22 protein-coding genes are annotated in these 23,122 nt (G+C 68.4%); 21 read left to right on the top strand and 1 reads right to left on the bottom strand.

What is annotated here, in order from left to right; all coding sequences use genetic code 11:
* Positions 1 to 59: 59 nt before the first annotated feature.
* Entirely contained in the window at positions 60 to 833 is a 774-nt protein-coding gene (locus DFO45_RS07840) for a cyclase family protein (protein WP_245517987.1), read from the bottom strand.
* 250 nt (positions 834 to 1,083) lie between these two features.
* Here DFO45_RS07840 and DFO45_RS07835 point away from each other — a divergent pair, with 250 nt between their 5' ends.
* The 21 genes from DFO45_RS07835 to DFO45_RS07735 all read left to right on the top strand — a co-directional run bounded on the left by DFO45_RS07835 (position 1,084) and on the right by DFO45_RS07735 (position 22,164).
* Positions 1,084 to 1,791: a TetR/AcrR family transcriptional regulator gene (locus tag DFO45_RS07835; protein ID WP_166657074.1), complete on the top strand. Its 708-nt coding sequence runs from the start codon at positions 1,084 to 1,086 to the stop codon at positions 1,789 to 1,791.
* 96 nt (positions 1,792 to 1,887) lie between these two features.
* Positions 1,888 to 3,258 carry an ATP-binding protein gene (locus DFO45_RS07830; RefSeq protein ID WP_133864453.1) on the top strand — a complete coding sequence of 457 codons (1,371 nt, stop codon included), beginning with the start codon at positions 1,888 to 1,890 and terminating at the stop codon, positions 3,256 to 3,258.
* Positions 3,255 to 4,277 carry a HupU protein gene (locus DFO45_RS07825; protein WP_133864452.1) on the top strand — a complete coding sequence of 341 codons (1,023 nt, stop codon included), beginning with the start codon at positions 3,255 to 3,257 and terminating at the stop codon, positions 4,275 to 4,277. Before DFO45_RS07830 ends, DFO45_RS07825 begins: the two co-directional genes overlap by 4 nt.
* Positions 4,274 to 5,740, top strand: coding sequence for a nickel-dependent hydrogenase large subunit (locus tag DFO45_RS07820; RefSeq protein ID WP_133864451.1), 1,467 nt, complete (start codon positions 4,274 to 4,276; stop codon positions 5,738 to 5,740). The genes DFO45_RS07825 and DFO45_RS07820 overlap by 4 nt, the downstream gene beginning before the upstream one ends.
* A 7-nt stretch (positions 5,741 to 5,747) precedes the next feature.
* The gene (gene hypF, locus DFO45_RS07815; RefSeq protein ID WP_133864450.1) at positions 5,748 to 8,039 is read left to right on the top strand and encodes a carbamoyltransferase HypF; all 2,292 of its coding nucleotides are present in this window, start codon (positions 5,748 to 5,750) and stop codon (positions 8,037 to 8,039) included.
* Positions 8,040 to 8,254: 215 nt separating this feature from the next.
* On the top strand, positions 8,255 to 9,337 hold the full coding sequence (locus DFO45_RS07810) for a hydrogenase small subunit (RefSeq protein ID WP_012169129.1): 1,083 nt from the start codon (positions 8,255 to 8,257) through the stop codon (positions 9,335 to 9,337).
* Positions 9,334 to 11,148, top strand: coding sequence for a nickel-dependent hydrogenase large subunit (locus DFO45_RS07805; RefSeq protein ID WP_133864449.1), 1,815 nt, complete (start codon positions 9,334 to 9,336; stop codon positions 11,146 to 11,148). The genes DFO45_RS07810 and DFO45_RS07805 overlap by 4 nt, the downstream gene beginning before the upstream one ends.
* Positions 11,149 to 11,160: 12 nt before the next feature.
* Positions 11,161 to 11,886, top strand: a complete 726-nt coding sequence (gene cybH / locus DFO45_RS07800) for a Ni/Fe-hydrogenase, b-type cytochrome subunit (protein ID WP_012169131.1) — start codon at positions 11,161 to 11,163, stop codon at positions 11,884 to 11,886.
* A gap of 264 nt (positions 11,887 to 12,150) precedes the next feature.
* On the top strand, positions 12,151 to 12,777 hold the full coding sequence (locus DFO45_RS07795) for a HyaD/HybD family hydrogenase maturation endopeptidase (protein ID WP_133864448.1): 627 nt from the start codon (positions 12,151 to 12,153) through the stop codon (positions 12,775 to 12,777).
* A gap of 4 nt (positions 12,778 to 12,781) precedes the next feature.
* A complete protein-coding gene (locus tag DFO45_RS07790; protein ID WP_133864447.1) occupies positions 12,782 to 13,111 on the top strand; it encodes a HypC/HybG/HupF family hydrogenase formation chaperone in 330 nt (109 codons plus the stop codon).
* Entirely contained in the window at positions 13,111 to 13,518 is a 408-nt protein-coding gene (locus DFO45_RS07785) for a hydrogenase (protein ID WP_133864446.1), read from the top strand. Before DFO45_RS07790 ends, DFO45_RS07785 begins: the two co-directional genes overlap by 1 nt.
* Before the next feature lie 9 nt (positions 13,519 to 13,527).
* Positions 13,528 to 14,367, top strand: a complete 840-nt coding sequence (locus DFO45_RS07780) for a hydrogenase expression/formation protein (protein WP_133864445.1) — start codon at positions 13,528 to 13,530, stop codon at positions 14,365 to 14,367.
* Between the two features lie 10 nt (positions 14,368 to 14,377).
* Entirely contained in the window at positions 14,378 to 15,283 is a 906-nt protein-coding gene (gene hybE / locus DFO45_RS07775) for a [NiFe]-hydrogenase assembly chaperone HybE (RefSeq protein ID WP_133864444.1), read from the top strand.
* Positions 15,280 to 16,221, top strand: a complete 942-nt coding sequence (locus tag DFO45_RS07770) for a nickel-dependent hydrogenase large subunit (protein WP_133864443.1) — start codon at positions 15,280 to 15,282, stop codon at positions 16,219 to 16,221. The genes hybE and DFO45_RS07770 overlap by 4 nt, the downstream gene beginning before the upstream one ends.
* Positions 16,222 to 16,223: 2 nt before the next feature.
* Complete coding sequence (gene hypA / locus DFO45_RS07765) at positions 16,224 to 16,565, top strand: hydrogenase maturation nickel metallochaperone HypA (protein WP_012169138.1); 342 nt, start codon at positions 16,224 to 16,226, stop codon at positions 16,563 to 16,565.
* Entirely contained in the window at positions 16,565 to 17,518 is a 954-nt protein-coding gene (gene hypB, locus DFO45_RS07760) for a hydrogenase nickel incorporation protein HypB (RefSeq protein ID WP_133864442.1), read from the top strand. Before hypA ends, hypB begins: the two co-directional genes overlap by 1 nt.
* Positions 17,519 to 17,522: 4 nt before the next feature.
* Complete coding sequence (locus DFO45_RS07755; protein ID WP_133864441.1) at positions 17,523 to 18,989, top strand: sigma-54 dependent transcriptional regulator; 1,467 nt, start codon at positions 17,523 to 17,525, stop codon at positions 18,987 to 18,989.
* Between the two features lie 9 nt (positions 18,990 to 18,998).
* Positions 18,999 to 19,298, top strand: coding sequence for a HypC/HybG/HupF family hydrogenase formation chaperone (hypC, locus tag DFO45_RS07750; RefSeq protein WP_133864440.1), 300 nt, complete (start codon positions 18,999 to 19,001; stop codon positions 19,296 to 19,298).
* Positions 19,299 to 19,310: 12 nt separating this feature from the next.
* Positions 19,311 to 20,432 carry a hydrogenase formation protein HypD gene (gene hypD, locus DFO45_RS07745; RefSeq protein WP_133864439.1) on the top strand — a complete coding sequence of 374 codons (1,122 nt, stop codon included), beginning with the start codon at positions 19,311 to 19,313 and terminating at the stop codon, positions 20,430 to 20,432.
* The gene (gene hypE / locus DFO45_RS07740; protein ID WP_133864438.1) at positions 20,429 to 21,496 is read left to right on the top strand and encodes a hydrogenase expression/formation protein HypE; all 1,068 of its coding nucleotides are present in this window, start codon (positions 20,429 to 20,431) and stop codon (positions 21,494 to 21,496) included. Before hypD ends, hypE begins: the two co-directional genes overlap by 4 nt.
* Positions 21,497 to 21,561: 65 nt before the next feature.
* Positions 21,562 to 22,164, top strand: a complete 603-nt coding sequence (locus DFO45_RS07735) for a HupE/UreJ family protein (RefSeq protein ID WP_012169144.1) — start codon at positions 21,562 to 21,564, stop codon at positions 22,162 to 22,164.
* Positions 22,165 to 23,122 lie beyond the last annotated feature (958 nt).

Raw genomic sequence — 23,122 nt, 5'->3', positions numbered from 1 at the left:
GCTCCCTGATGGATCTTGTGAACGGCGCCCGTTCCGGCGCCTTGGGGCTGAAGAGGCGATCAGTCGGGAAGGATGGCGACGGCGCGCGTCCAGCCGGCGGAGCCGCCCTTCACCTTCACGGGGAAGCAGGAAACGGTGAAGCCGGTGGCCGGCAGCGCCTCCAGATTGTGGAGCTTCTCGATCTGGCAATAGCCCGCCTCGCGGCCGGCCTTGTGGCCTTCCCAGATGAGGCTGGCGTCGCCCGTCTGCGCAAAGCGCCGCGCCGTGTGGCTGAAGGGCGCGTCCCAGCTCCAGCCGTCCGTGCCGACGACCCGGATGCCCTTGTTGACCAGATGCAGGGTCGCATCTCGCCCGAAGCCGCAGCCCGAATGGATGTAGTCCTCATGGCCGTAACGGGCGCCGGCGGCGGTGTTCACCACCACGATGTCGAGGGGGGCAAGCGTGTGGCCGATGCGGGCAAGTTCCGCGTCGATCTCGACCGGCGTCACCACATGGCCGTCGGGCAGGTGGCGGAAATCCAGCTTCACGCCGGGGCGGAAGCACCAGTCCAGCGGGATTTCATCAATGGTGATGGCGCGCGCGCCGCCGTCCATGGTCGGGTGATAATGCCACGGCGCATCCACATGGGTGCCGTTGTGGGTGGAGATGGTGGCGATCTCCACCGCCCATCCCTGTCCGTCCGGCAACTGGTCCACGGTGAGGCCGGGAAAGCTCGCGACCAGTTGCGCGGCCGTGTCCCCATGGGTGTGATAGGCGATCTGCACCTTCTGGAAGGGCGGATCGGCCGGAACGTCATTCTCCAGTGGGATGGAGATGTCGATGAAGCGTGGCAAAGGGCGCTCTCCCTGAAGAGACGTCCCGTTCGGCATCTGAGGCCGGTCCGGTGCGGCTCTGGCGTTTCCCGTGCCGCGGTTTCGCGGCGTCGCCCCGTCTGCGCGAGGCTGTTTGTACAGTCGTACATAATTTTGTATGGTTGTTCAATAGTCCGCCATGAAGCCGATGCGGCCCCCGTGGCGCAACGGCATCCGGCTGTGTAAGAGCTTGGGCGCAGGCCGCAGGATGAAGCCATCGGTCCGGAGGGGCATGAGCGAGGACAAGGGAAAGAGCGACCGACGCCGGGCGGTGCCGTCCGGACAGGCTGCGGGGGCCAGACGGTCCGCGCTCGCGCCCGAGGCGCCAGGGCGCCCGGATCGCCGCGCCGCCATTCTCGCCAGTGCCGAGGCGCTGTTCGCCGAGCGCGGCTATGCGGACGTGTCGGTGCGCGATATCGCCACGCGGGCGGGCGTGCCGGTGGCGCTGGTGGGCTATTATTTCGGCCGCAAGCCGGAGCTCTTCACCACCATCTTCGAGCGGCGCCAGACCTATATCACCGAGCGCATCGCGCGTATCGAGGCGGTGGACGCCCGGCCCGACAATCCGGCCGCCGTTGAGGCCCTTGTGCGGGCCTGGGCCGAGCCGGTCATCACCATGCGCGGCACGGAGGCAGGCGACGTCTTCGCGCTTCTCGTGGCGCGCACCGCCTGGGATCCGGGTCCCGAGGCGACCGCCATCATCGAGCGCTTCTACGATCCTCTGGCCCGTGCTTTCTTCGGCGCCATGCAGCGGGCGCTTCCCGCCTGTCCGCCGGACCGCATCGTCTGGGCCTATGAATATGCGGTGGGCGCCTTGCTCATGTATGTGGGCGACAAGCGCATCGAGCGCCTGACGGAGGGCCGCGCCGCAACCGCCGATCCGGCTCTGTGCGAAGATTTCGTCCGCTTTGTCAGCGCGGGCTTTGAAACGCTGCGGTGAGCCGCATCCGAGCGCGCCGCCCACCAACGCGCCGCCCTTGGCGTTCGCCCGCCGGCGGGCGTAGCATGCGGGCCGTCGCTGCAACCGGTTCCGGTCATGTCCCTTCCGCACGATGATGGCGCCCTGCCCGTGCTCCCGGCCTCTGGCCTCGGGGCGGATGGTGCCGTGCCGGGTGCCGAGGCCGAGCAGGCGTGGATCTCCGTCATCCAGAAGATGGACGAGACCTATGCCGAATTGCTGGCCCAGCAGGTGGAACTGGAGGCCAAGAACGAGGCGCTGGAGGAAGCGCACGCCTTCATCGCCGGCGTGATGGCCTCCATGACCGACGTGCTCATCGCCTGCGATCTCTCTGGGCGCATCGAGCAAGTGAATGTGGCCGCCGAGCGCCTGTTCGGTCGCCCGGCCAGTGTCCTTCAGGTGCAGCGCCTCGCCGATCTCATCGCGCCGGAATCTCCGGCCTCCTTCTCCGATGTTCTGGCGACCGTCGCGCGGCGCGAGCGGATCGCCGACCGGGACTTCACCTTCCTCACGCCGGAGGGGCCGCTGCCGGTTTCGGTCAACGGCGCCATCCGCTTTGATCCGCGCGGGCGGGCCGTGGGCATCACCCTCATGGGCCGGCCGGTGGGCGAACTGCGCAAGGCCTATAGCGACCTTGCCGCCGCCCATGAGCGGCTGAAGGAAACCCAGCAGCAGCTAGTGCAGGCGGAGAAGATGGCTTCTCTCGGCCGTCTGGTGGCCGGCGTCGCGCACGAGCTGAACAACCCCATCTCCTTTGTCTATGGCAACGCTCACACCATGAAGCGCTATGCCGAGCGCCTCGCCACCTATCTCGATGCGCTGCATGGCGCCCCGAGCCCGGCCGCCGTCTCGGGCCTGCGCGGTGAGCTGAAGATCGACCGCACATTGGCCGAGCTCGGTCCGACGCTCGCCGGCATGCTGGAAGGCGCCGAGCGGGTCCGCGACATCGTGGCGGACCTGCGCCGCTTCTCGTCCGACCGGCGGCAGGGCGACGAGGCGGTGGACATGGCCGGCCTCGTTCGCTCGGCGCTCGACTGGGTGGCTAAGGCCCAGCAGCCGGATGTCGCCATCTTCACCGATCTGCCGGACGGGCTGGACGTGACGGGGCATCCGGGGCAACTGCATCAGGTGATGATGAACCTCGTCCAGAACGCCCTTGATGCGCTGGAGGGCGCGCCCGTCCGCCGGCTCGAAATCACCGGCTGGCGCGAGGGCGAGCGCGTGGTGGTGCGGGTGCGTGACAGTGGGCCCGGCATCGCGCCGGACATTCTCTCGCGGGTGTTCGATCCCTTCTTCACCACCAAGCCGGTCGGCAAGGGGACGGGGCTCGGCCTCTCCATCTGCTATCGCATCGTGCAGGAGCACGAGGGCACGCTTGCCGCCGCCAATGCCCCGGAGGGCGGGGCGGTGATGACGCTGAGCCTGCCCGCCGCCGGGAGCACGCCATGACGGTCCAATCCCGCGCCAATGGCTTCAACGTGCTCTGGCTGCAATCGGGCGGCTGCGGCGGCTGCACCATGTCGCTGCTCTGCGCCGAGGCGCCGGACCTGCTCACGACGCTGGATTTCGCCGGCATCCGCCTGCTGTGGCACCCGAGCCTGTCGGAAGAGACGGGCACCGAGGCCGTGGAGCTTCTGGAGGCGGTAGCGCGTGGCGACATCCGCCTTGATGCGCTGTGCGTGGAAGGCGCGCTGCTGCGCGGCCCGAACGGCACCGGGCGCTTTCATGTGCTCGCGGGAACGGGGCGTCCCACCATCGAGTGGGTGCAGGACCTCGCGGCTGTCGCGGAGCACGTCGTGGCGGTCGGCACCTGCGCGGCCTATGGCGGGGTGACGGCGGCGGGCGCCAATCCGGCGGATGCCTGCGGCCTGCAATATGACGGGCGCCGCGAAGGTGGGGCGCTGGGCGCTGCCTTCCGCTCGCGCTCCGGCCTGCCGGTCATCAACATTGCCGGCTGCCCCACCCATCCCAACTGGATCACCGAGACGCTGATGCTGCTCTCGGCCGGGCTTCTGGGCGCGGACGATCTCGATGCCTATCGCCGCCCGCGCTTCTATGCGGACCACCTCGTGCACCACGGCTGCCCGCGCAACGAATATTACGAGTACAAGGCGAGCGCGGAGAAGCTCTCGGACCTCGGCTGCATGATGGAGCATCTGGGGTGCCTCGGCACGCAGGCCCATGCGGACTGCAACACGCGGCCGTGGAACGGGGAGGGCTCCTGCACGCGCGGCGGCTATGCCTGCATCAATTGCACAGCGCCGGAATTCGAGGAGCCCGGCCACCCCTATCTCGCCACGCCCAAGATCGCCGGCATCCCGGTGGGCCTGCCCACCGATATGCCCAAGGCCTGGTTCATCGCGCTCTCCTCGCTCGCCAAGGCGGCAACGCCCGAGCGGCTGCGGCGCAATGCGGTGTCCGACCATGTGGTGATGCCGCCCACCGTGCGGGACATCAAGCGCCGATGAACGCTGAGAAGGAGGGGACGGCCCGGCTCATCGTCGGCCCGTTCAACCGCGTGGAGGGCGATCTTGAGGTGCGCCTTGAGGTGGCGGACGGCGCGGTGCGCGCGGCCTTCGTCTCCTCCCCGCTGTTCCGCGGTTTCGAGCGCATATTGGAGGGGCGTGATCCTTTCGATGCGCTGGTGATCGCCCCGCGCATCTGCGGCATCTGCTCGGTGTCGCAGTCGCAGGCGGCGGCGCTGGCGCTGGCGCAATGGCAGGGCCTCGCGCCCACCGCCAACGGGCGCATCGCCACCAATCTGCTGGTAGCGGCGGAGAATGTGGCCGACCACCTCACCCATTTCCACCTCTTCTTCATGCCGGATTTCGCCCGCGCGGCCTATGCGGACCGGCCGTGGTTCGCCGCCGCCGAGGCGCGCTTCAAGGCGGGGCGAGGCACCAGCGCGCGGCGGCTCATCGAGGCGCGGGCGACACTCATGCATATCCTCGGCCTGCTCGCCGGGCGCTGGCCGCACACGCTTGCCATCCAGCCCGGCGGCGTGACGCGCCGGGCGGAGCCGCGCGACCAGATGCGCCTTCTCGCGACGCTGGGCGCGGTGCGGGCAACGCTGGAACAAACCCTCTATGGCGCGCCCCTGGAGCGGATCTCCGCTCTGGCGGACCCGCAGGAGTTGGAGGCGTGGCGCGCGTCGGGCCCCGATGGCGATTTCCGCCTGTTCCTTGAAATCGCCGCTGACCTAGATCTCACCCGCCTTGGGCGGGCCTATGACCGCTTCCTGAGCTTCGGTGCCTATCCGGGCGAGGAGGGGCCGCATTACTCCACCGGCACCTTCGCGGACGGGGTCTTGGGCAGCGTGGACGAGGCGGCCATCGCCGAGGACCACACCTTCGCCCGCATGGAGGATCGCGCGGCCCCGCATCACCCCTTCGCCGGCTCCACCATTCCCGATGGCTTCGACGAGACGGGCTACACCTGGTGCAAGGCGCCGCGCCTGGCCGGCCAGCCCTTCGAGACCGGCGCGCTGGCCCGCCAGCTCATGGACGGCCAGCCGCTCGCCCGCGCGCTGGTGGCGGCGGGCGGCGGCAATGTCTTCAGCCGTGTCATCGGCCGGTTGATCGAGACCGCGCGCACCCTCATCGCCATGGAGGGCTGGGTGCGGGCGCTGGAGCCTGCGGCGCCCTGGTGCGCCCATGGGACGAACCCGTCCGAGGGGCGGGGCGCCGGGCTGACGGAAGCGGCGCGCGGGGCTCTGGGCCACTGGATGGAGGTCCGGAACGGGCGCATCGCGCGCTATCAGATCATCGCCCCCACCACCTGGAATTTCTCGCCCCGCGACGCGGCGGGCGTGCCCGGCCCGCTGGAGGCGGCGCTGATCGGTGCGCCGGTGCGGGAGGGCGAGACGACACCGCTTTCCGTGCAGCATATCGTGCGCTCTTTCGATCCCTGCATGGTCTGCACGGTGCATTGAGGCGCCCATGGAGCGCACGGGCGAAGCGGAAGAGATCACGGTGCGCGGCATCGTGCAGGGGGTGGGCTTCCGCCCCTTCGTCTGGCGCCTCGCCCGCCGGTTCGGACTCGCGGGAAGCGTCAGCAATACCGGCGATGCAGTGCGCATCCATCTTGCCGGCCCTGCGGCGGCGCGGGAGGCGTTTGCGGTTGCTCTCGTGGCCGAGGCGCCGCCGCTTGCCCGCGTCGAGCAGGTGACGCGCGTCCCTGCTGCCCCGGTCGAGGGGGCGGAGTTCAACATCGCGGAGAGTGGGGCAGGGGCCGTGTCCGTGGGCATCGTCCCCGATCTCGCCACCTGTTCCGCCTGCCGGGCGGAGATCGCGGACCCGAAGGCCCGGCGCTTCCGCTATGCCTTCACCAATTGCACCGATTGCGGCCCGCGCTTCTCCATCGTGGAAGGCCTGCCCTATGACCGCCCGCGCACCACCATGCGCGCCTTCGCCCTGTGCCCCGACTGTCGGCGCGAATATGACGACCCGGCCGACCGCCGCTTCCATGCCCAGCCCATCGCCTGTCCGGCCTGCGGCCCGCGCCTGCGCTTCGGCGCCCTTGAAGGTGACGCGGCGCTGGCGGCGGCTGCGAGCGCTTTGAAGGCCGGGGCAATCCTTGCGGTGAAAGGCATCGGCGGCTTTCACATCGCCTGCGATGCCACCCGCGAGGCGGTGGTGGCGGACCTGCGCCGCCGCAAGCAGCGGCCGACGAAGCCTCTCGCGGTGATGGTGGCGGACCTTGCCGCCGCCCGCGCACTGGCGGAAGTGTCTGAGCTTGAGGCGGAGGCTCTTTCGGATCCGTCCGCGCCCATCGTTCTGTTGCGCCGGCACCTTGATGGGTCGCTCGCGCCCTCGGTTGCGCCTCGCCAGAGCCATGTGGGCCTGATGCTCGCCTATACGCCCCTGCATCACCTGCTGCTGGCGGGCGTGGGTGGGCCGCTGGTGATGACCAGCGCCAACAAGGCGAATGCCCCGCAGGTGTTTCGCGACGAAGACGCCGAGACAGCGCTCGCCGGTATCGTGGACGGCCTCCTCACCCATAACCGGCCCATCGCCCGGCGGCTGGAGGATGGCGTGGTGCGGGTTGCAGCCAAGGGTGTGCGGGTGATGCGGCGGGGACGCGGACAGGCGCCCCGCGCCCTCGACTGGCCGGCGGATTTCGAGGGTGCGCCGCCCATTCTGGCGCTGGGGAGCGATCTCAAGAGCGCCGCCTGCCTCAGCCACGGCCGCAAGGCGCTGCTGACCCATCATCTGGGCGACCTCGATACGCCCGCCGTGGAAGAGGAGTTCGCCCGCGCGCTGGCGGATATGGCGGAGGTGTTCGCACATCATCCTGAGGCGGTGGCGGTGGACCTGCACCCCGGCTATCGCGCGACGCAGTTCGGCACGGCACTGGCGGCGGAGCGGGGCCTGCCGCTGCTGGCTATTCCGCACCATCACGCCCATATCGCCGCGACTCTGGCGGAGAACGGCTGGCTCCGTTCGGCCGGTCCCGTGGTGGGCCTTGCCCTCGACGGTCTGGGTTTCGGAGAGGATGGCACGCTCTGGGGCGCCGAGGTGCTCGTCTGCGATTACCGAGAGAGCCGCCGCATGGCGCGCCTCGCTCCCATTGCGCTCGCTGGCGGGGATGTTGCGAGCCGCGAGCCGTGGCGCGCGCTGCTGGCTCATCTGGACGCTGCGGTGGAGGAAGGAGGCTTTCCGGCGAACCTTCTGGATGGAAAGCCACTTGCCACCGTGCGGGCGATGATCGCCAAAGGGCTCAACGCGCCACTCGCCAGTTCCGCCGGGCGGCTGTTCGATGCCATGGCGGCGCTGCTCGGCCTCGCGCCTGATCGCCTCTCCTTCGAGGGCGAGGCAGCGATGGCGCTGGAAGCCTGCGCTGGCGACATCGCGGCCGCGCCCTATCCCATGGCGGTGCGGGAGGCCGACGGCCTCATGGAACTGGATCCGGCGCCGCTCTGGCGGGCGGCCTTGGCCGACCGGGCAGCGGGCGTGCCCGCCCCCGCGATGGCGGCGCGCTTCCATGCGGGCGTCGCGGCGGCCTTCGCCGACCTTGCCGCCTGGGTGGCGGAAGGGCAGGGGCTGTCCACCGTCGCTTTGTCCGGCGGCGTGTTCCAGAACGCCCGTTTGCTGGACGACGTGGCGGCCCGCCTGTCCGCCCATGGTCTCACCGTGCTGCTGCCCGGCGATGTGCCGGCCAATGACGGCGGTCTCGCCTTCGGCCAGGCGGCCATCGCGGCGGCGCGGCTGATGGCGTCAGAGGGCCGGTAAGCGGCTTTCCGTCGCGCGTGGAAAGCGGCGTTCCGCTTTCCGCCGGTCGCCCTGGCGCGGGAGCCACAAACCGTTGATCTGGAAAACTTCCAGCCTGTGGCACGGCGGTTGCTGAAGGGGCATGAGCGTGTCGCCTCGACGCGGCGCGCGCCGGAGCCGGATGTCCCATAGGGACGCCGGCCCGCGCTTGGACACATGCCCCGGAGGGACGCCGCATGGCCGGCCTCGAGACCTTCTATGACGTGATGCGCCGGCAGGGCATCACCCGCCGCTCATTCCTGAAATATTGCTCGCTGACCGCTGCCGCGCTCGGCCTCGGCCCGGAGATGGTGCCGGAAATCGCCCATGCGATGGAGACCAAGCCGCGCCTGCCGGTGCTGTGGCTCCATGGTCTGGAATGCACCTGCTGCTCGGAAAGCTTCATCCGCTCCGCTCACCCGCTGGTGAAGGACGTGGTGCTCTCCATGATCTCGCTGGACTATGACGACACGCTCATGGCCTCCGCGGGCCATCAGGCGGAAGCGATCCTCGATGAGGTGATGGAGAAGTACAAGGGCAACTACATCCTCGCGGTGGAAGGCAATCCGCCGCTCAACGAGGATGGCATGTACTGCATCATCGGCGGCAAGCCCTTCGTCGATCAGCTGAAGAAGGTGGCGAAGGACGCCAAGGCCATCATCTCCTGGGGCTCCTGCGCCTCCTATGGCTGCGTGCAGGCGGCGCGTCCCAACCCGACGCGCGCGACCCCGGTGCATGAGGTGATCTTCGACAAGCCGATCATCAAGGTGCCGGGCTGCCCGCCCATCGCCGAGGTGATGACCGGCGTCATCACCTACATGCTCACCTTCGACCGCATCCCGGAGCTGGACCGCCAGGGCCGGCCGAAGATGTTCTATTCCCAGCGCATCCACGACAAATGCTATCGCCGCCCGCATTTCGACGCCGGGCAGTATGTCGAGAAGTTCGACGACGAGGGCGCGCGCAAGGGCTATTGCCTCTACAAGGTCGGCTGCAAGGGGCCGACGACCTACAACGCCTGTTCCACCGTGCGCTGGAATGACGGCGTCTCCTTCCCGATCCAGGCCGGCCACGGCTGCATCGGCTGCTCCGAGGACGGCTTCTGGGACAAGGGCTCCTGGTATGCCCGCCTCACCGACATCAAGGGTGAAGGCTTCGGCATCGAGGCCAATGCGGACAAGATCGGCTTTGCCGCCGCAGGCGTCGTGGGCGGCGCCGTGGCCGTGCACGCGGCCGTCAGCGCGCTGAAGCGCGCCCAGCACAAGGGAGACGCCCAGTGACCATCCAGACCCCGAACGGCTTCAGCCTGGATAATGCCGGGCGCCGCATTGTCGTCGATCCTGTCACCCGCATCGAAGGCCATATGCGCTGCGAGGTGAATGTCGACGCCAACAATGTCATCCGCAACGCGGTCTCCACCGGCACCATGTGGCGCGGGCTGGAAGTGATCCTGAAGGGCCGCGATCCGCGCGATGCCTGGGCCTTCGTGGAGCGCATCTGCGGCGTATGCACCGGCTGCCATGCGCTCACTTCCGTGCGCGCGGTGGAGGATGCCCTTCAGATCAAGATCCCGAACAACGCCTTCCTGATCCGCGAGATCATGGCCAAGGTGCTGCAGTGGCACGACCATGTGGTCCACTTCTATCACCTGCACGCGCTCGACTGGGTGAACCCGGTCAATGCGCTGAAGGCCGATCCCAAGGCGACCTCCGCCCTCCAGCAGTCCATCTCCAACCATTCCAAATCTTCGCCGGGCTATTTCCGCGATGTGCAGAACCGGCTGAAGACCTTCGTGGAGAGCGGGCAGCTCGGCATCTTCAAGAACGGCTACTGGGACAATCCCGCCTACAAGCTGCCGCCCGAGGCGGACCTGCTGGCGGTGACGCACTATCTCGAAGCGCTCGATTTCCAGCGGGAGATCGTGAAGGTCCACACCATCTTCGGCGGCAAGAACCCGCATCCGAACTACATGGTGGGCGGCGTGCCCTGCGCCATCAACATGGACGGGGACATGTCGGCGGGCGCCCCGCTCAACATGGAGCGGCTCAACTTCGTGAAGCTGAAGCTTCAGGAGGCGCTGGAATTCTCCGCCAATGTCTATGTGCCGGACGTCATCGCCATCGCCAGCTTCTACAAGGACTGGCTCTATGGCGGCGGCCTCTCGGCGCTCAACGTGATGGATTACGGCGACTACGAAGCCATCCAGGGCCAGAAGTCCACGGACCGTCTGCCGGGCGGCGTCATCCTCGGCGGCAAGTGGGACGAGATCCATCCCATCGATCCGCGCGATCCCGAGCAGGTGCAGGAGTTCGTCACCCACTCCTGGTACACCTATGGCAGCGGCAACAATGACAAGGGCCTGCACCCCTGGGATGGCGTGACCGAGCCGAAATATGAGCTCGGCCCGGCTGCCAAGGGCACCAAGACCAATATCGAGGCCGTGGACGAGGCTGCCAAATACAGTTGGATCAAGGCGCCGCGCTGGCGCGGCAATGCGGTGGAGGTGGGCCCGCTCGCCCGCTACATCCTCGCCTATTCCAAGGGCGTCGATTACGTGAAGGGGCAGGTGGACGAGGCGCTTGGGCGCTTCAACACCCTCGCCGGCACGAATTTCACGCCCAAGCAGGCGCTGCCTACCACCATCGGCCGCACGCTGGCGCGGGCGCTGGAGGCGCATTACTGCGCGGTGATGATGATGGACGACTTCAACCATCTCATCGCCAACATCAAGGCGGGCGACACCTCCACCGCGAACGTGGAGAAGTGGGATCCCTCCACCTGGCCGAAGGAGGCCAAGGGGGTCGGCACGGTGGCCGCGCCGCGTGGCGGCCTCGGCCACTGGATCAAGATCAAGGACGGCCGCATCGAGAATTACCAGTGCGTGGTGCCCACCACCTGGAACGGCGGCCCCCGCGACCCGAAGGGCAACATCGGCGCGTTCGAGGCCTCGCTCCTCAACACGCCCATGCAGCGCCCCGACGAGCCGGTGGAGATCCTGCGCACGCTGCACTCCTTCGACCCGTGCCTCGCCTGCTCCACCCACGTGCTTGCGCCGGGCGGGGAGGAACTCGCCCGCGTCACCGTGCGCTGAGGGGAGGGCGCCATGAGCGACATTCCCCTCTCCCAACCCAAGGCGGCGGAGGCTCCCAAGGAGCGGCGCCTGCCGACGGTCTACGTCTATGAGGCGCCGGTGCGCCTGTGGCACTGGGTGAATGCCCTGTGCATCGTCGTCCTGTGCATCACCGGCTATCTCATCGCTTCGCCCCTGCCGACGCTGTCAGGTGAGCCGAGCGCGCATTACCAGATGGGGTACATCCGCTTCTTCCATTTCGCCGCCGCCTACATCTTCGCGGTCGGCTTCGTGGGGCGGGTGCTGTGGGCCTTCGTGGGCAATAAATATTCCCGCGAGCTGTTCACCTTCCCCTTCTGGCGCGCGAGCTTCTGGCGCGGGCTCATCATCGAGGTGAAGTGGTATGCCTTCCTGAAGCCGCGGCCGCTGAAGTTTGTCGGTCACAACCCCCTGGCGCAGTTCTTCATGTTCTTCGTCATGGTGCTGGGCGGGCTGTTCATGATCGGCACCGGCTTCGCCCTCTATTCGGAGGGGGCGGGCCTCGGCTCCTGGCAGGACCGCATGTTCGGCTGGATCATCCCGCTGCTGGGCGGCTCCATGCAGGTGCACACGCTGCACCACATCGGCATGTGGGTGTTCATCCTGTTCGTGATCATCCACGTCTATTCGGTGATCCGGGAGGACATCATGTCCCGCCAGACGATGATCTCCGCCATGACCAACGGCACCCGCAGCTTCCGCGACGACGATCCCGAATAGGGCGCGCGCGGCTTGTCCTGCCCCTCTGGCGCGGCTTCGGCCGCGCCTTTTTTGTATGGAAGATTGGTTTCCATTTCAGGGAGAAAGTGGAAGGGTATGTTTCATTCCGGCGTTTGTAGACCTCGCCGCCTGAACGCCTGTTTCATTGTCGGCGCTGCATTTCACGGGCCTGCGACCTTCTGGCATGGCTCTTGAATTGGAGAGTTTCCAAAGGGCGGCGCAGACCGCACCGTCGGAGGTCCCTCAGGGAGAGAGGCGCGTCGCATGGACGGCGAACACATCCTCGTGCTTGGCATCGGCAACATCCTGTGGGCGGACGAAGGCTTCGGCGTCCGCGTGGTGGAAGCCCTCGATCGCGCCTTCACTTTCCCCGACCATGTGACGCTGCTCGATGGCGGCACGCAGGGCCTCTATCTCCTGCCCGCGCTGGAAGAGGCGGATGTGGTGGTGATCCTCGATGCGGTGGATTACGGCCTGCCACCCGGCACCCTCCATTGCCTGTCCGATGGCGACGTTCCCGCCGTGCTCGGCGCGCGCAAGCTGAGCCTGCACCAGACCGGCTTTCAGGAGGTGCTGGCGCTGCTGCAGCTGCGCGGCTGCCTGCCGCGCCATCTGCGCCTCGTGGGCGTCCAGCCCCATACGCTTGATGATTACGGTGGAGGCCTGACCCCGCCGGTGGCGGCGCAGGTCGCCCCCGCCGTGGCCGAGGTCTTGCGCCTCCTTACTGAAGAGTTCGACGTTCCGGTGCGGCCGCGCGACAGCGAAAGCCCGGAGGGGCTCGTCACGGCCGCGGTGGCACGGGCCGCCTACGAGGCGGGACGGCCGAGCGCGCAGGAGGCCTGCCGCATCGGCGATGCCCGCGTGCTGGCTCGCACCTTCGGCGAGGCCTGAGCCCATGTGCGTCGGCCTGCCCATGCGCATCGAGAGCCGGAGCGGGCATCTTGCCGAATGCTCCGGCCCGGAAGGCTTTGCGCGCATCGATCTCGCCCTCGTGCCGGAGGCGCAGGTGGGCGATTACGTGCTTGTGTTTCTCGGCGCCGCTCGCCGCCTCATCGATGCCGTCGAGGCGCGCCAGATCGCCGACGCGCTGGCGGCCCTCTCGGCCGTAATGTCCGGCACAAGCGACGCCGGCGCGCTCGACCGCGCCTTTGCCGATCTCGACCGGGAGCCACAGCTCCCGCCCCACCTGGCCGCAGCGCTGGCTGCGGGACGCACGGAGGCCTGATGTCCCTTTCCGCCGCAACGGCCCCGGCGCCGCTCCCTCATCCTCTGGTTGAGCGTTTGGTCATCACGCATGGGTATTCCTATGCGGATGCGCTATCAGACCTCGAAGGCGAGCCGCGCGATCTCCTCCTGTTCCTGCCCTCCCACGGCAAGCCGCATCTGGAGACGCCGGACATCGCCGCCGTGCTGCCGGAGCTGGTGAAGTCGCTGAACGGCACTGCCGACCGGCTCTCCGCCGCCGTCGCCGGCCCGGCGTTGGAACTGGAACTGCGCCAGCAGCTTCAGCTCGCTCTGCCGGCGCTGGTGGTGGTGCGGGCCGGAACGCCCATCGGCTCCGTCGCCCGCATGCGCGACTGGGATGAATATCTCGCCCGCCTGAGCGCCGTCCTCGGCGCGGCCACCCACTGAGGAGCCTCCATGGCCTCGCCCTTTGCCATCCAGCCGCCCCTCGGATTCGGCCCCGGCAGCCAGACGGGAGACGAGGAGGGGCTCGCCTACATGCCCATGCCCTCCGGCATGCGGGTTTACGAGCCCCACCTTCTCGATGCGGACGTGGCGGGCCCCTGCGCCGCCGCGCTCGCCACGCTGGCGGCGGTGCGCGATGCGCTGGCCCGCTGGCAGCCGGGCGGCCACGAGAGCTTTTCGCTGGCCGGGCTCGATGCCCGGAACCGCGCCTTGATCGACGAGGCGCTGGGCGAGGGCGAAGTGGCGGTGCGCGTCACCGGCGTCGTGCCGTTGGAGATCCAGGAAGCGACCTTCGCCGGCGTGTGGCGCGTGCGCGGCGCGGAGGGCGTCGATCGCATCGAGGTGGGGGCGTTTCCGCGGGGCGCATTGCTGCGCGCCTTCCCGGCGGAATGGCAGATGGACCTTGAGGACATCGCCCGGCCGCGCCCGGGCGTGGTGAACGCGCCGCCCATCCTGGCCGAGATCGCCCACCGCACCAGCGCCCGTGCGCCCGGCACGCCGGCCCATGTCATCAATTTCTCCCTGCTGCCGCACACGCCGGAAGACCTCGTGCTGATCGACGAGGTGCTGGGGCAGGGGCACCTCACCATTCTCTCGCGCGGCTATGGCAATTGCCGCATCGATGCCGCCGCGCGGCGGGATGTTTGGCGGGTGCGCTATTACAATTCCACCGACATGCTGATCCTCGACACGCTGGAGATCACGTCTTTGCCGGAGGTGGCGCAGGCTGCGCCGGAGGACATCGCCGACAGCGCCGCGCGCCTTGCGCAGGTGCTGGACGCTCTGGCGTGAGGAGACCCGTGTGACCGCCTCCCTGCGCTTTGAAGGCTCCTATCGCGGTCAGGCCGCGACGCTCGACCCGGCGACCCGGCTCGAATGCAAGATCTGCTGGCACGTCTATGATCCGGCGGAGGGCTGCGAGGTGTGGCAGGTGCCGCCGGGCACGCCTTTCACCGCCTTGCCGGACCACTGGCGCTGCCCGGTGTGCGACGGTGCCCGCGACCAGTTCATGGTGCTCGATGCGGGCGCGCCGGAGGCTCGCCCTGCGTCGGCGGCGGCTGAGCCGGATGTGGACCCGCGCCTTCTCGCCATCGCCCGTGACGTGCCTGGCAAGCTGGAAGCCGCGTTCCGAGAGATCCATGCCGGCCAGATGCGCGGCGTGCCCATGGTCAACGAGACGCTGAGCGTGAAGGCCGTGGGCTTCCGGGTGCATGAGGGGCGCGTGCTGGGCATGCTCATCACCCCCTGGTTCATGAACCTCATCCTGCTGCCGGGGCCGGATGAGGACTGGAGCCATCTGGCCACGGGCGCGAAGGACCTCGTGGAGTTCCCGTCCGGCTTCTATGAGTTCCTGGCCGCCCAGCGGCCGGAGGTCGGAGCCTACAAGGCCTGCTCCCTCTTCTCGCCCATGTTCGATTTCTCCTCCATGTTGCAGGCGGTCGAGACCGCGCAGGCGGCCTTGGTCGCGCTGTTCGATCCGGCTCACCGCGAGCCCGGCGTGCCGAGCGCGGAAATCCGCCGCCGGCGCGAGGCGGAACTGGCGGCCATGGAGGCGGCGCAGCCCAAGCTACCGGACCTCGCGCCTGAAGGTGAGCCCGAGGCCGAGGACGGAGCCGAGGCGTTGCCGCAGACGTTGGTGCCGCCGCCCGAACGCTCCCGGCGGGAGATGATCTTCGGCCGTTCCGCGCGTCCGGCGGAGGCCCCATGAGCCCGCTCGCCGCCAGCCCCGTCCTCGCGCATCGCCGGGGATTTTCTGCGCCTGCGTTCACCGACGCGGGCCGCTGGCTGGCGGGCCGGCCGGTGGAAGAGGCTGCACGTCTCATCCCCCGCGTCTTCAATCTCTGCGCCGCGGCCCACGGTGCGGCGAGCGCGCAGGCGCTCCATCTGCCGGCCCCGGATGCGGAGGCCTCGATCCGGCAGGAGACGCTACGCGATCATGCGCTGGCCCTGTTCCATCAGGCCCCGGAGGCGCTGGGCCTGCCCGGCGAGCGCGACGCGCTCGGCCTTCTGGCGAACCCCGATGGCGGGGCCGAGCTGGCCCGGCGCGTGAGCGGCGATGTGGACCTCGCGGGCCTCTCGCTCTCGGATTTCGACTTGTGGCTGGCGCGTGGCGAGACGCTGCCCGCCCGCCAGCTGCGCCAGGTGCGCCAACACATCGACCCCGCCTGGGGTCGTGTGGGGCTGCCGCCGCTCACCTTGAGCGATCTTGATGCTGCCGTGGCGGATGCGCCTCGCGACCTCCCGGCCCGGGATGCGACGGTGCTGACGCGGGTGCGGCAGGCGCCGCTGCTCGTGGCGCTTCTGGCGGCCGAAGGCGGCAGCCTGCTTGCCCGGCTTCTGGCGCGGGTGGTCGATCTGCTGTCGGTGCTCAAGGGCGGCCCGGCGTCCTGCGGCAGGACGGCCGCCGGCAATGGCTTTGCTGCTGCTGCGCGCGGCCTGCTCGCCCATGGGGCACGGGTGGAGGCGGGGCGCATCGCCTTTTATCGCATCGTGCCGCCGAGCGCCTGGACGCTGGCGCCGGGCGGGCTGTTGGAACGCATGCTCGCCGCCTTGCCGTCGCGCGCCGAGACGCCGATGCTGGGCCGCCTCGCGCTCCTCGCGGTCAATCCCTGCGTGCCGGTGAAGCTAGAGGGGCGGGGGGGCTGACCATGCACGAAATGGCCATCTGCGAGAGCCTTCGGGTGTCCATGGAAGAGGCGGCGCGGGCGCAGGATTTCTCCCGCGTCACGCGGGTCCGGCTCGCCATCGGCGCCTTCGCTGGCGTCGAGGTGGAGGCGCTGCGCTTCGGCTTCGACGTGGTGATGCAGGGCTCGCTGGCCGAAGGGGCGGAACTGGTGGTGCTGGAAGAGGAGGGCACCGCCTGGTGCTTCGACTGCAACCGCACGGTGCCGCTCGCCACCCGCCTCGACCCCTGTCCCTGCTGCGGCGGCGAGCGCCTCGTGCCCAATGGCGGCACGGGCATGACCATCAAGGATCTGGAGGTGGTGTGATGTGCGTGACCTGCGGCTGCGGCCCCGATGCCGTGACCATTTCCGGCCCGAATGGCGAGACGCACCATGACCCTGCGCACAGCCATGACCATTCCCACGGTCACGACCATGGCCATTCCCACGCCCATGGCGATCACGGCCATGACCATCATCATCACGACGATCACCACCACCATGGCCAAGATGAGCCGCAGCCGGTGCGCTCCCACGCGCCGGGGCTGGAGGCCCGCCGGCTGGTGGAGATCGAGCAGAACATCCTCGCCAAGAACGACGGCTTCGCCGATGCCAACCGCGCTCGCCTTTCCGCCCTCGGCGTCTTCGCGCTGAACCTGCTCGCCGGCCCTGGCGCCGGCAAGACGACGCTGCTCGTCGAGACGCTGAAGGCGCTGAAGGACAAGATCCCCGCTGCCGTGATCGAGGGCGACCAGCAGACCAGCAATGATGCCGAGCGCATCCGCGCCGTCGGCGCGCCGGCGGTGCAGATCAACACCGGCAAGGGCTGCCATCTCGACGCGCATATGGTCGGCCATGCGCTGGAGCGCCTGCCGCTGGAGGCGGGGGGCGTGCTGTTCATCGAGAATGTGGGCAACCTCGTCTGCCCCGCCGCCTTTGACCTCGGCGAAGACAAGCGGGTGACGCTGCTCTCGGTCACCGAGGGCGAGGACAAGCCGCTCAAATATCCCGACATCTTCGAGGGTGCGCATCTCGTACTGCTTACCAAGGCCGATCTCGTGCCGCATCTCGACGTGGACGTGGACCTCATCGTCGCCAACGTCCGCCGCATCAATCCGCACGCCAAGGTGCTCACGCTCTCCAGCCGTTCCGGCGATGGCATGCGCGCCTGGCTCTCCTGGCTGGAGGATGTGCGGGCGGAGAAGCTGGAAGCGCTGGCCGAGGCCGCCGCCGCTCGCGCGGCGGCCCTGCGCGGTGCGGCCCGGCGGGCGGCGGAGTAGGCCCATGACCGCGCTCGCCTCGCGTCCCGCCCTTCTCGTGGTCGATGACGAGCCGCGTTCCGTGGAGGTGATGGCGCGCGTGCTCGGCGAGGAGTTCGACGTCTTCACCGCCGCAAGCGCCGCCGAGGCGCGGGCGGTGTTGGAGCAGGAATGGGTGCAGGCCATCTTCTGCGACCAGCGCATGCCGGAACTCTCGGGCGTCGCCTTCCTGACCGAGGTGCGCGAGCGCTGGCCGGAGATCGTGCGCATCATCGTCACCGGCTATACCGAGCCGGAGGACATGATCGGCGCCATCAATGGCGCGGGCATCTATCAATATGTCACCAAGCCCTGGCACCCCGACCAGTTGCTACTCGTGGCCCGTAATGCCGCGCAGCTCTTCGCGCTCCAGCGCGACCACCACCGCCTGTCGCTGGAACTGAAGCTCGCAGCGCCCGTGGCGCAGGCGCGTGTCGTCTCGCAGCGCGAAAAGGTGGTGCGCAACTTCTCTTTCGACACGCTGATCCGCACGCCCCAGAGCCCGCTGAACGAAACCTGCCAGCGCGCCGCACAGGCGGCGGTCTTCGACATTCCCGTGCTCATCCAGGGCGAGACCGGCACCGGCAAGGAACTGCTCGCCCGCGCCATCCATTATTCCAGCCTGCGGTCCGACTGCGCCTTCCATGCGGTGAATTGCGGGGCCATTCCGGACGAACTGCTGGAATCCGAACTCTTCGGCCACAAGAAGGGGGCCTTCACCGGCGCCCACGTGACCCGCGTCGGCCTGCTCGATCAGGCGGACGGCGGCACCATTCTTCTGGATGAGATCGGCGACGTTTCTCCCGCTTTTCAGGTGAAGCTGCTGCGCTTCCTTCAGGAAGGCGAAATCCGTCCCGTCGGCTCCAACGATGCCAAGCGGGTGAATGTGCGGGTGCTGGCCGCCACCCATCGCGATCTCGTGCAGGCGGTGAGTGCGGGCAAGTTCCGCGAGGATCTCTATTACCGCCTCTCGGCCATGGTGCTGGCCATGCCGGCGCTCCGCGAGCGCAAGCAGGATCTGCGGGTGCTCGCCGCCGCCATCCTCGACAGCCTGTGCAACCAGCACGGCAAGGCGGTGAAGGGCTTCACGGAAGAGGCGCTCGCCTGCATCGAGGCCTATGACTGGCCCGGCAATGTGCGCGAATTGCAGAATGAGGTACTGCGCATGCTGGTGCTGGCGCCCGGCCCCGAACTCGGGGCCGATCTCCTGTCGCCCCATGTGGTGCGTGCCGCCGCTGCCGACCCCATGCTCGCCGCCATCACGCTGCCGGACAGCGGGCCGCTGAAGGACCGGATCGAGCGCATGGAAGCCTCCATCCTGCACGAAACCCTGGTGCGCTGCCGCTGGAACAAGAGCCGGGCCGCGGAAGAACTGGGCCTCTCCCGCGTCGGCCTCAGGGCCAAGCTCGACCGCTACGGCATCGCCCGCGACCGCACCTTCGCCCGGCATTAGGAGGACCCCATGTGTCTCGGCATTCCCGGCCGGATCGTCGCCATCGCCGATGAAGACGCGATGCTCGCCGTGGTCGATGTGTCCGGCGTCCGCCGCACCGTGGACGTGGTGTGCGTGGCGCAGGAGGGCGAACCGCTGGACGCACTCATTGGCGTCTGGGTGCTCGTCCATGTGGGCTTCGCCATGAGCCGGATCGACGAGGAGGAGGCCGCCGCCACGCTGAAGGTGCTGGCGGAGATCGGCGAGATGGAAGGCGAATTGGATGCCATGCGCACCGGCTCCGTCGCACCCCTCGCTCCGGCTAATTGAGGAGGCGAGCCTATGCGTTTCGTCGATGAATTCCGCGATCCGGCGCTCGCCGCCGCGCTGATCCGGGAAATCGGGACCGTCTGCGCCACCCTCGGGCGCGCGAAGGATGATCCCGTCACCGTCATGGAGGTGTGCGGCGGGCACACTCACGCCATCTTCCGTTATGGACTCGAAGGCCTGTTGCCGGACCTGATCGAATTCGTGCACGGCCCCGGCTGCCCGGTCTGCGTTCTGCCCATGGGCCGCGTGGACGACTGCGTCGCCATCGCCGAGCGTCCCGAAGTGATCTTCGCCACCTTCGGCGATGCCATGCGGGTGCCCGGCTCCCGCAAGAGCCTGCTTCAGGCCAAGGCCGACGGCGCCGACGTGCGCATGGTCTATTCGCCCTTGGACGCACTGGAACTCGCCCGCCGCAATCCCGACCGGGAGGTGGTGTTCTTCGGCCTCGGCTTCGAGACCACCATGCCCTCTACCGCGCTCACCGTGCAGCGGGCGGCGCGCGAGCGCATCACCAACTTCTCCCTCTTCTGCAATCACATCACCATCATTCCGACGCTGCGGGCGCTGCTGGAGCAGCCGGACTTCGGCATCGATGGCTTCATCGGACCCGGCCATGTCTCCATGGTTATCGGTACGGCGCCCTACCGCTTCATCGCCGATGAATTCCGCAAGCCGCTGGTGGTGGCGGGCTTCGAGCCCATCGATCTCCTGCAATCCCTTCTGATGATCCTGCGCCAGATGGCGGCGGGCGAGGCGCGGATCGAGAACCAGTACGCCCGCGTCGTGCCCGAGCGCGGCAACCCCGCCGCCTTGCGCGCCGTGGAGGAGGTCTATGAGCCTCGGCCCACGTTCGAGTGGCGGGGCCTTGGCTCCATCGAGCGCTCGGGTGTGCGCCTGCGAGAGCCCTATGCCGTCTTCGATGCCGAGCGGCGCTTCGCCGTGCCGGACGTGAAGGTGGCCGATCCCGCTGCCTGCCGCTGCGGCGAAGTGCTGACCGGCGCCGTGAAACCCTGGGCCTGTCCGGTGTTCGGCACCACCTGCACGCCGGAGATGCCGCTCGGGGCCCTTATGGTGTCATCCGAGGGCGCCTGTGCGGCCTACTATCAATATGGCGGCCTGCGGGGGGCAGCATGAACGGACCCTTCTCCCTTCCCCGCCGCGCGCCTCGCAAGGTGACGCAGCCCAAGGTGACGCTGGCCCATGGCGGCGGCGGCACCGCCATGCGCGATCTCATCGAGGACGTGTTTCTTGAAACCTTCTCCGGCGCCGGCCACGCGGCCCCGGAGGATCAGGCGCGGTTCGACCTGAGCGCGCTGGCGGCGCAGGGCGACCGCCTTGCCTTCACCACCGATGCCTTCGTGGTCGATCCGCTCTTCTTCCCCGGCGGCGACATCGGCAAGCTCGCCGTCTGTGGCACGATCAACGATCTGGCGGTGGGCGGCGCCCGCCCGGTGGCGCTCTCCTGCGCCGTCATCATCGAGGAGGGCCTGCCGCTGGAGACGCTGCGGGCCGTCGCCGCTTCCATGGCGCGGACAGCGGCCGAAGCAGGTGTCGCCATCGTCACGGGCGACACCAAGGTCGTGGCGCGGGGGGCCTGCGACAAGCTCTTCCTCACCACCACCGGCATCGGCGTGGTGCGCACCGGGCTCGATGTGGGCATCGGCAAGGGGCGGCCGGGCGATGTGGTGCTGGTGAACGGCCTGCTCGGCGACCATGGCGCCGCCATCCTCAATGCGCGCGGCGACCTCGCGCTGGAGACACCCATCGAGAGCGACTGTGCGCCCCTGCATGATCTCGTCGCCACCTTGATCGCGGCAGCCCCCGGCATCCGCATGATGCGCGATGCCACGCGCGGCGGCGTCGCCGCCGTCCTCAACGAGCTGGCGGAGGCGAGCGGCGTCGGCGTGCGCATCCGCGAGACCGACGTGCCGCTGCGGCCCGAAGTGAACGGCTTCTGCGAGATCCTCGGCCTCGATCCGCTCTATCTCGCCAACGAGGGCAAGCTTGTCGCCGTCGTGCCTCCCGAAGAAGCTGAGGCAGCGCTTGCCGCTGTGCGCGCACATCTCCTCGGCCGGGAGGCCGCGATCATCGGGCGACTTGCCGCCGAGCGGCCCGGCCGCGTGGTCATGGAAACCCGCTTCGGCGGGGAGCGCATCGTGGACATGCTGGTGGGAGATCAGTTGCCGCGGATCTGCTGACGCCAAGCATTGAATTGTGCATTGCAATCACGCAAAAATCGCCAACCTTCCGAGGAGCTTGTTTGATGACCCGTCTTCCCCTCCGTACGCTCGGCCTTGCCGGCGCCCTCATGCTCGCCCCGTCGCTCGCCTTCGCCCATACGGGTGTGGGTGATGCCCATGGCTTCATGCATGGCTTCATGCATCCCATCGGCGGGCTCGATCATGTGCTGGCCATGGTTGCTGTCGGCATGCTGGCCTGGCAGATCGGCGGCCGGGCGGTCTACATGCTCCCGCTCACCTTCATGGTGCTGATGGCGGGCGGCGGCGTCGCCGGCATGATGGGCATGACCTTGCCGTATGTGGAACTGGGTATTGCCCTGTCCGTGGTCGTGCTCGGTGCCGCCGTCGCGCTCGGCGTGAAGGCCCCGCTCGCCGTCTCGATGGTTCTGGTCGGCCTGTTCGCCATCTTCCACGGCCATGCCCATGGCGCCGAAATGCCGGAGACCGCCAGCGGATTCGCCTATGGCGCAGGCTTCATCCTGGCGACTGGCCTGCTGCATCTGGCCGGCATCGGTGTCGGCTTCGGTATCGGCCGCCTTGCCGAGCGCCATGGCCCGGCTCTCATGCGCGGAGCCGGCGCGGCGGTGTCGGTGGCGGGCCTCGGCCTCGTGCTCGGCGCACTCTGAGACGTTTCCGGCGGGCGCGCCGTGCGCCCGCCGCTTTCCTTCCGGCTTGGCCCCATGTTCCACGCGTCGCCCTGCGCGCTGCGCCGATGGACCGGGCCGCGCACGACTGATGGACTGTTCCAGTCGTGCTCTTGTCGCTTCCGGATCGGCGCCCGCCGGCCGTGGCGAATGTCCTTCCAGGAAACTACGGTCTCGTCCCGACTCTCCGTTTGCTCCCGCCCTACGGCCGATCCCGTGCGGTGTGGGGAGTTCGAACGGCTACTGGTTCTGCACGACGCCGCAAACATCCGGCGCCTTCTGAGACGTCCGGCGACGCGGACCGCCTGTGCTTCCCGCTTTCAGTCAGCAAACCGGTTCGTTGCGGCGCCGGAACAAACCTATCGCCGTGGCCTTATTCCATTGGCCGGCCTTGACCGGCGTTGGAACGGCCAAACTCAGTTCGGCCAAGGTCTGAAAGCCCGCTCAGGCGCATTTTCCGCGGTGAACAAGGCGTTTCCGTCGAGGTGCGAGCGGAAAGGCACGCCCATTCTTTGGGCGTTTGCATTTGCGTTGCGCATTTGCACACAGGTTCTTGCGCATCGCAAAATCCAGCCTACATAAGGCCTGTCGATGGTTAACGGGCCGGCGTCGTCCACATGGCGCGGGGACGTTGATTTGTCGGCTGATTTTGGGGTGTTGACTCCAAAATCGGTGGCTCCTATAAACCGCCCATCGACGACGGGTTGCCGCAGACGCGGTGCCGCTGTCCCCGACGCCTCTCACGACTTCGATGTTGTGACCGCCGGTTAAAACACCGGAGGAAAGGCTGTCGGTTCCATGCCTTCTAAAGGTGTGGGGATATGAATTCGGGCTTCTGCCCTTGCGGTCTTTCGGGACTGCGTGCTGTTTGACAGGTTGAAGAGAAGAAAGAGAAACGTGGACGGCGGAGTCCTTGCGGGTCTCGGGTCGGGGGAGTGAT

The sequence above is a fragment of the Azorhizobium sp. AG788 genome (genome assembly GCF_004364705.1).
Taxonomy (GTDB): domain Bacteria; phylum Pseudomonadota; class Alphaproteobacteria; order Rhizobiales; family Xanthobacteraceae; genus Azorhizobium; species Azorhizobium caulinodans.
This window is presented reverse-complemented; position numbering and strand designations above follow the sequence as displayed.

What these genes read in the sequence shown, in the direction of transcription:
- DFO45_RS07735 (WP_012169144.1), top strand. Translation starts at nt 21,562, where the DNA reads ATGACCCGTCTTCCCCTCCGTACGCTCGGCCTTGCCGGCGCCCTCATG.
- hypB (WP_133864442.1), top strand. Translation starts at nt 16,565, where the DNA reads ATGTGCGTGACCTGCGGCTGCGGCCCCGATGCCGTGACCATTTCCGGC.
- DFO45_RS07780 (WP_133864445.1), top strand. Translation starts at nt 13,528, where the DNA reads ATGGCCTCGCCCTTTGCCATCCAGCCGCCCCTCGGATTCGGCCCCGGC.
- hypF (WP_133864450.1), top strand. Translation starts at nt 5,748, where the DNA reads ATGGAGCGCACGGGCGAAGCGGAAGAGATCACGGTGCGCGGCATCGTG.
- hypA (WP_012169138.1), top strand. Translation starts at nt 16,224, where the DNA reads ATGCACGAAATGGCCATCTGCGAGAGCCTTCGGGTGTCCATGGAAGAG.
- hypE (WP_133864438.1), top strand. Translation starts at nt 20,429, where the DNA reads ATGAACGGACCCTTCTCCCTTCCCCGCCGCGCGCCTCGCAAGGTGACG.
- DFO45_RS07830 (WP_133864453.1), top strand. Translation starts at nt 1,888, where the DNA reads ATGTCCCTTCCGCACGATGATGGCGCCCTGCCCGTGCTCCCGGCCTCT.
- DFO45_RS07770 (WP_133864443.1), top strand. Translation starts at nt 15,280, where the DNA reads ATGAGCCCGCTCGCCGCCAGCCCCGTCCTCGCGCATCGCCGGGGATTT.
- DFO45_RS07825 (WP_133864452.1), top strand. Translation starts at nt 3,255, where the DNA reads ATGACGGTCCAATCCCGCGCCAATGGCTTCAACGTGCTCTGGCTGCAA.
- DFO45_RS07755 (WP_133864441.1), top strand. Translation starts at nt 17,523, where the DNA reads ATGACCGCGCTCGCCTCGCGTCCCGCCCTTCTCGTGGTCGATGACGAG.
- DFO45_RS07790 (WP_133864447.1), top strand. Translation starts at nt 12,782, where the DNA reads ATGTGCGTCGGCCTGCCCATGCGCATCGAGAGCCGGAGCGGGCATCTT.
- hypC (WP_133864440.1), top strand. Translation starts at nt 18,999, where the DNA reads ATGTGTCTCGGCATTCCCGGCCGGATCGTCGCCATCGCCGATGAAGAC.
- DFO45_RS07795 (WP_133864448.1), top strand. Translation starts at nt 12,151, where the DNA reads ATGGACGGCGAACACATCCTCGTGCTTGGCATCGGCAACATCCTGTGG.
- hypD (WP_133864439.1), top strand. Translation starts at nt 19,311, where the DNA reads ATGCGTTTCGTCGATGAATTCCGCGATCCGGCGCTCGCCGCCGCGCTG.
- DFO45_RS07810 (WP_012169129.1), top strand. Translation starts at nt 8,255, where the DNA reads ATGGCCGGCCTCGAGACCTTCTATGACGTGATGCGCCGGCAGGGCATC.
- DFO45_RS07835 (WP_166657074.1), top strand. Translation starts at nt 1,084, where the DNA reads ATGAGCGAGGACAAGGGAAAGAGCGACCGACGCCGGGCGGTGCCGTCC.
- cybH (WP_012169131.1), top strand. Translation starts at nt 11,161, where the DNA reads ATGAGCGACATTCCCCTCTCCCAACCCAAGGCGGCGGAGGCTCCCAAG.
- DFO45_RS07820 (WP_133864451.1), top strand. Translation starts at nt 4,274, where the DNA reads ATGAACGCTGAGAAGGAGGGGACGGCCCGGCTCATCGTCGGCCCGTTC.
- DFO45_RS07785 (WP_133864446.1), top strand. Translation starts at nt 13,111, where the DNA reads ATGTCCCTTTCCGCCGCAACGGCCCCGGCGCCGCTCCCTCATCCTCTG.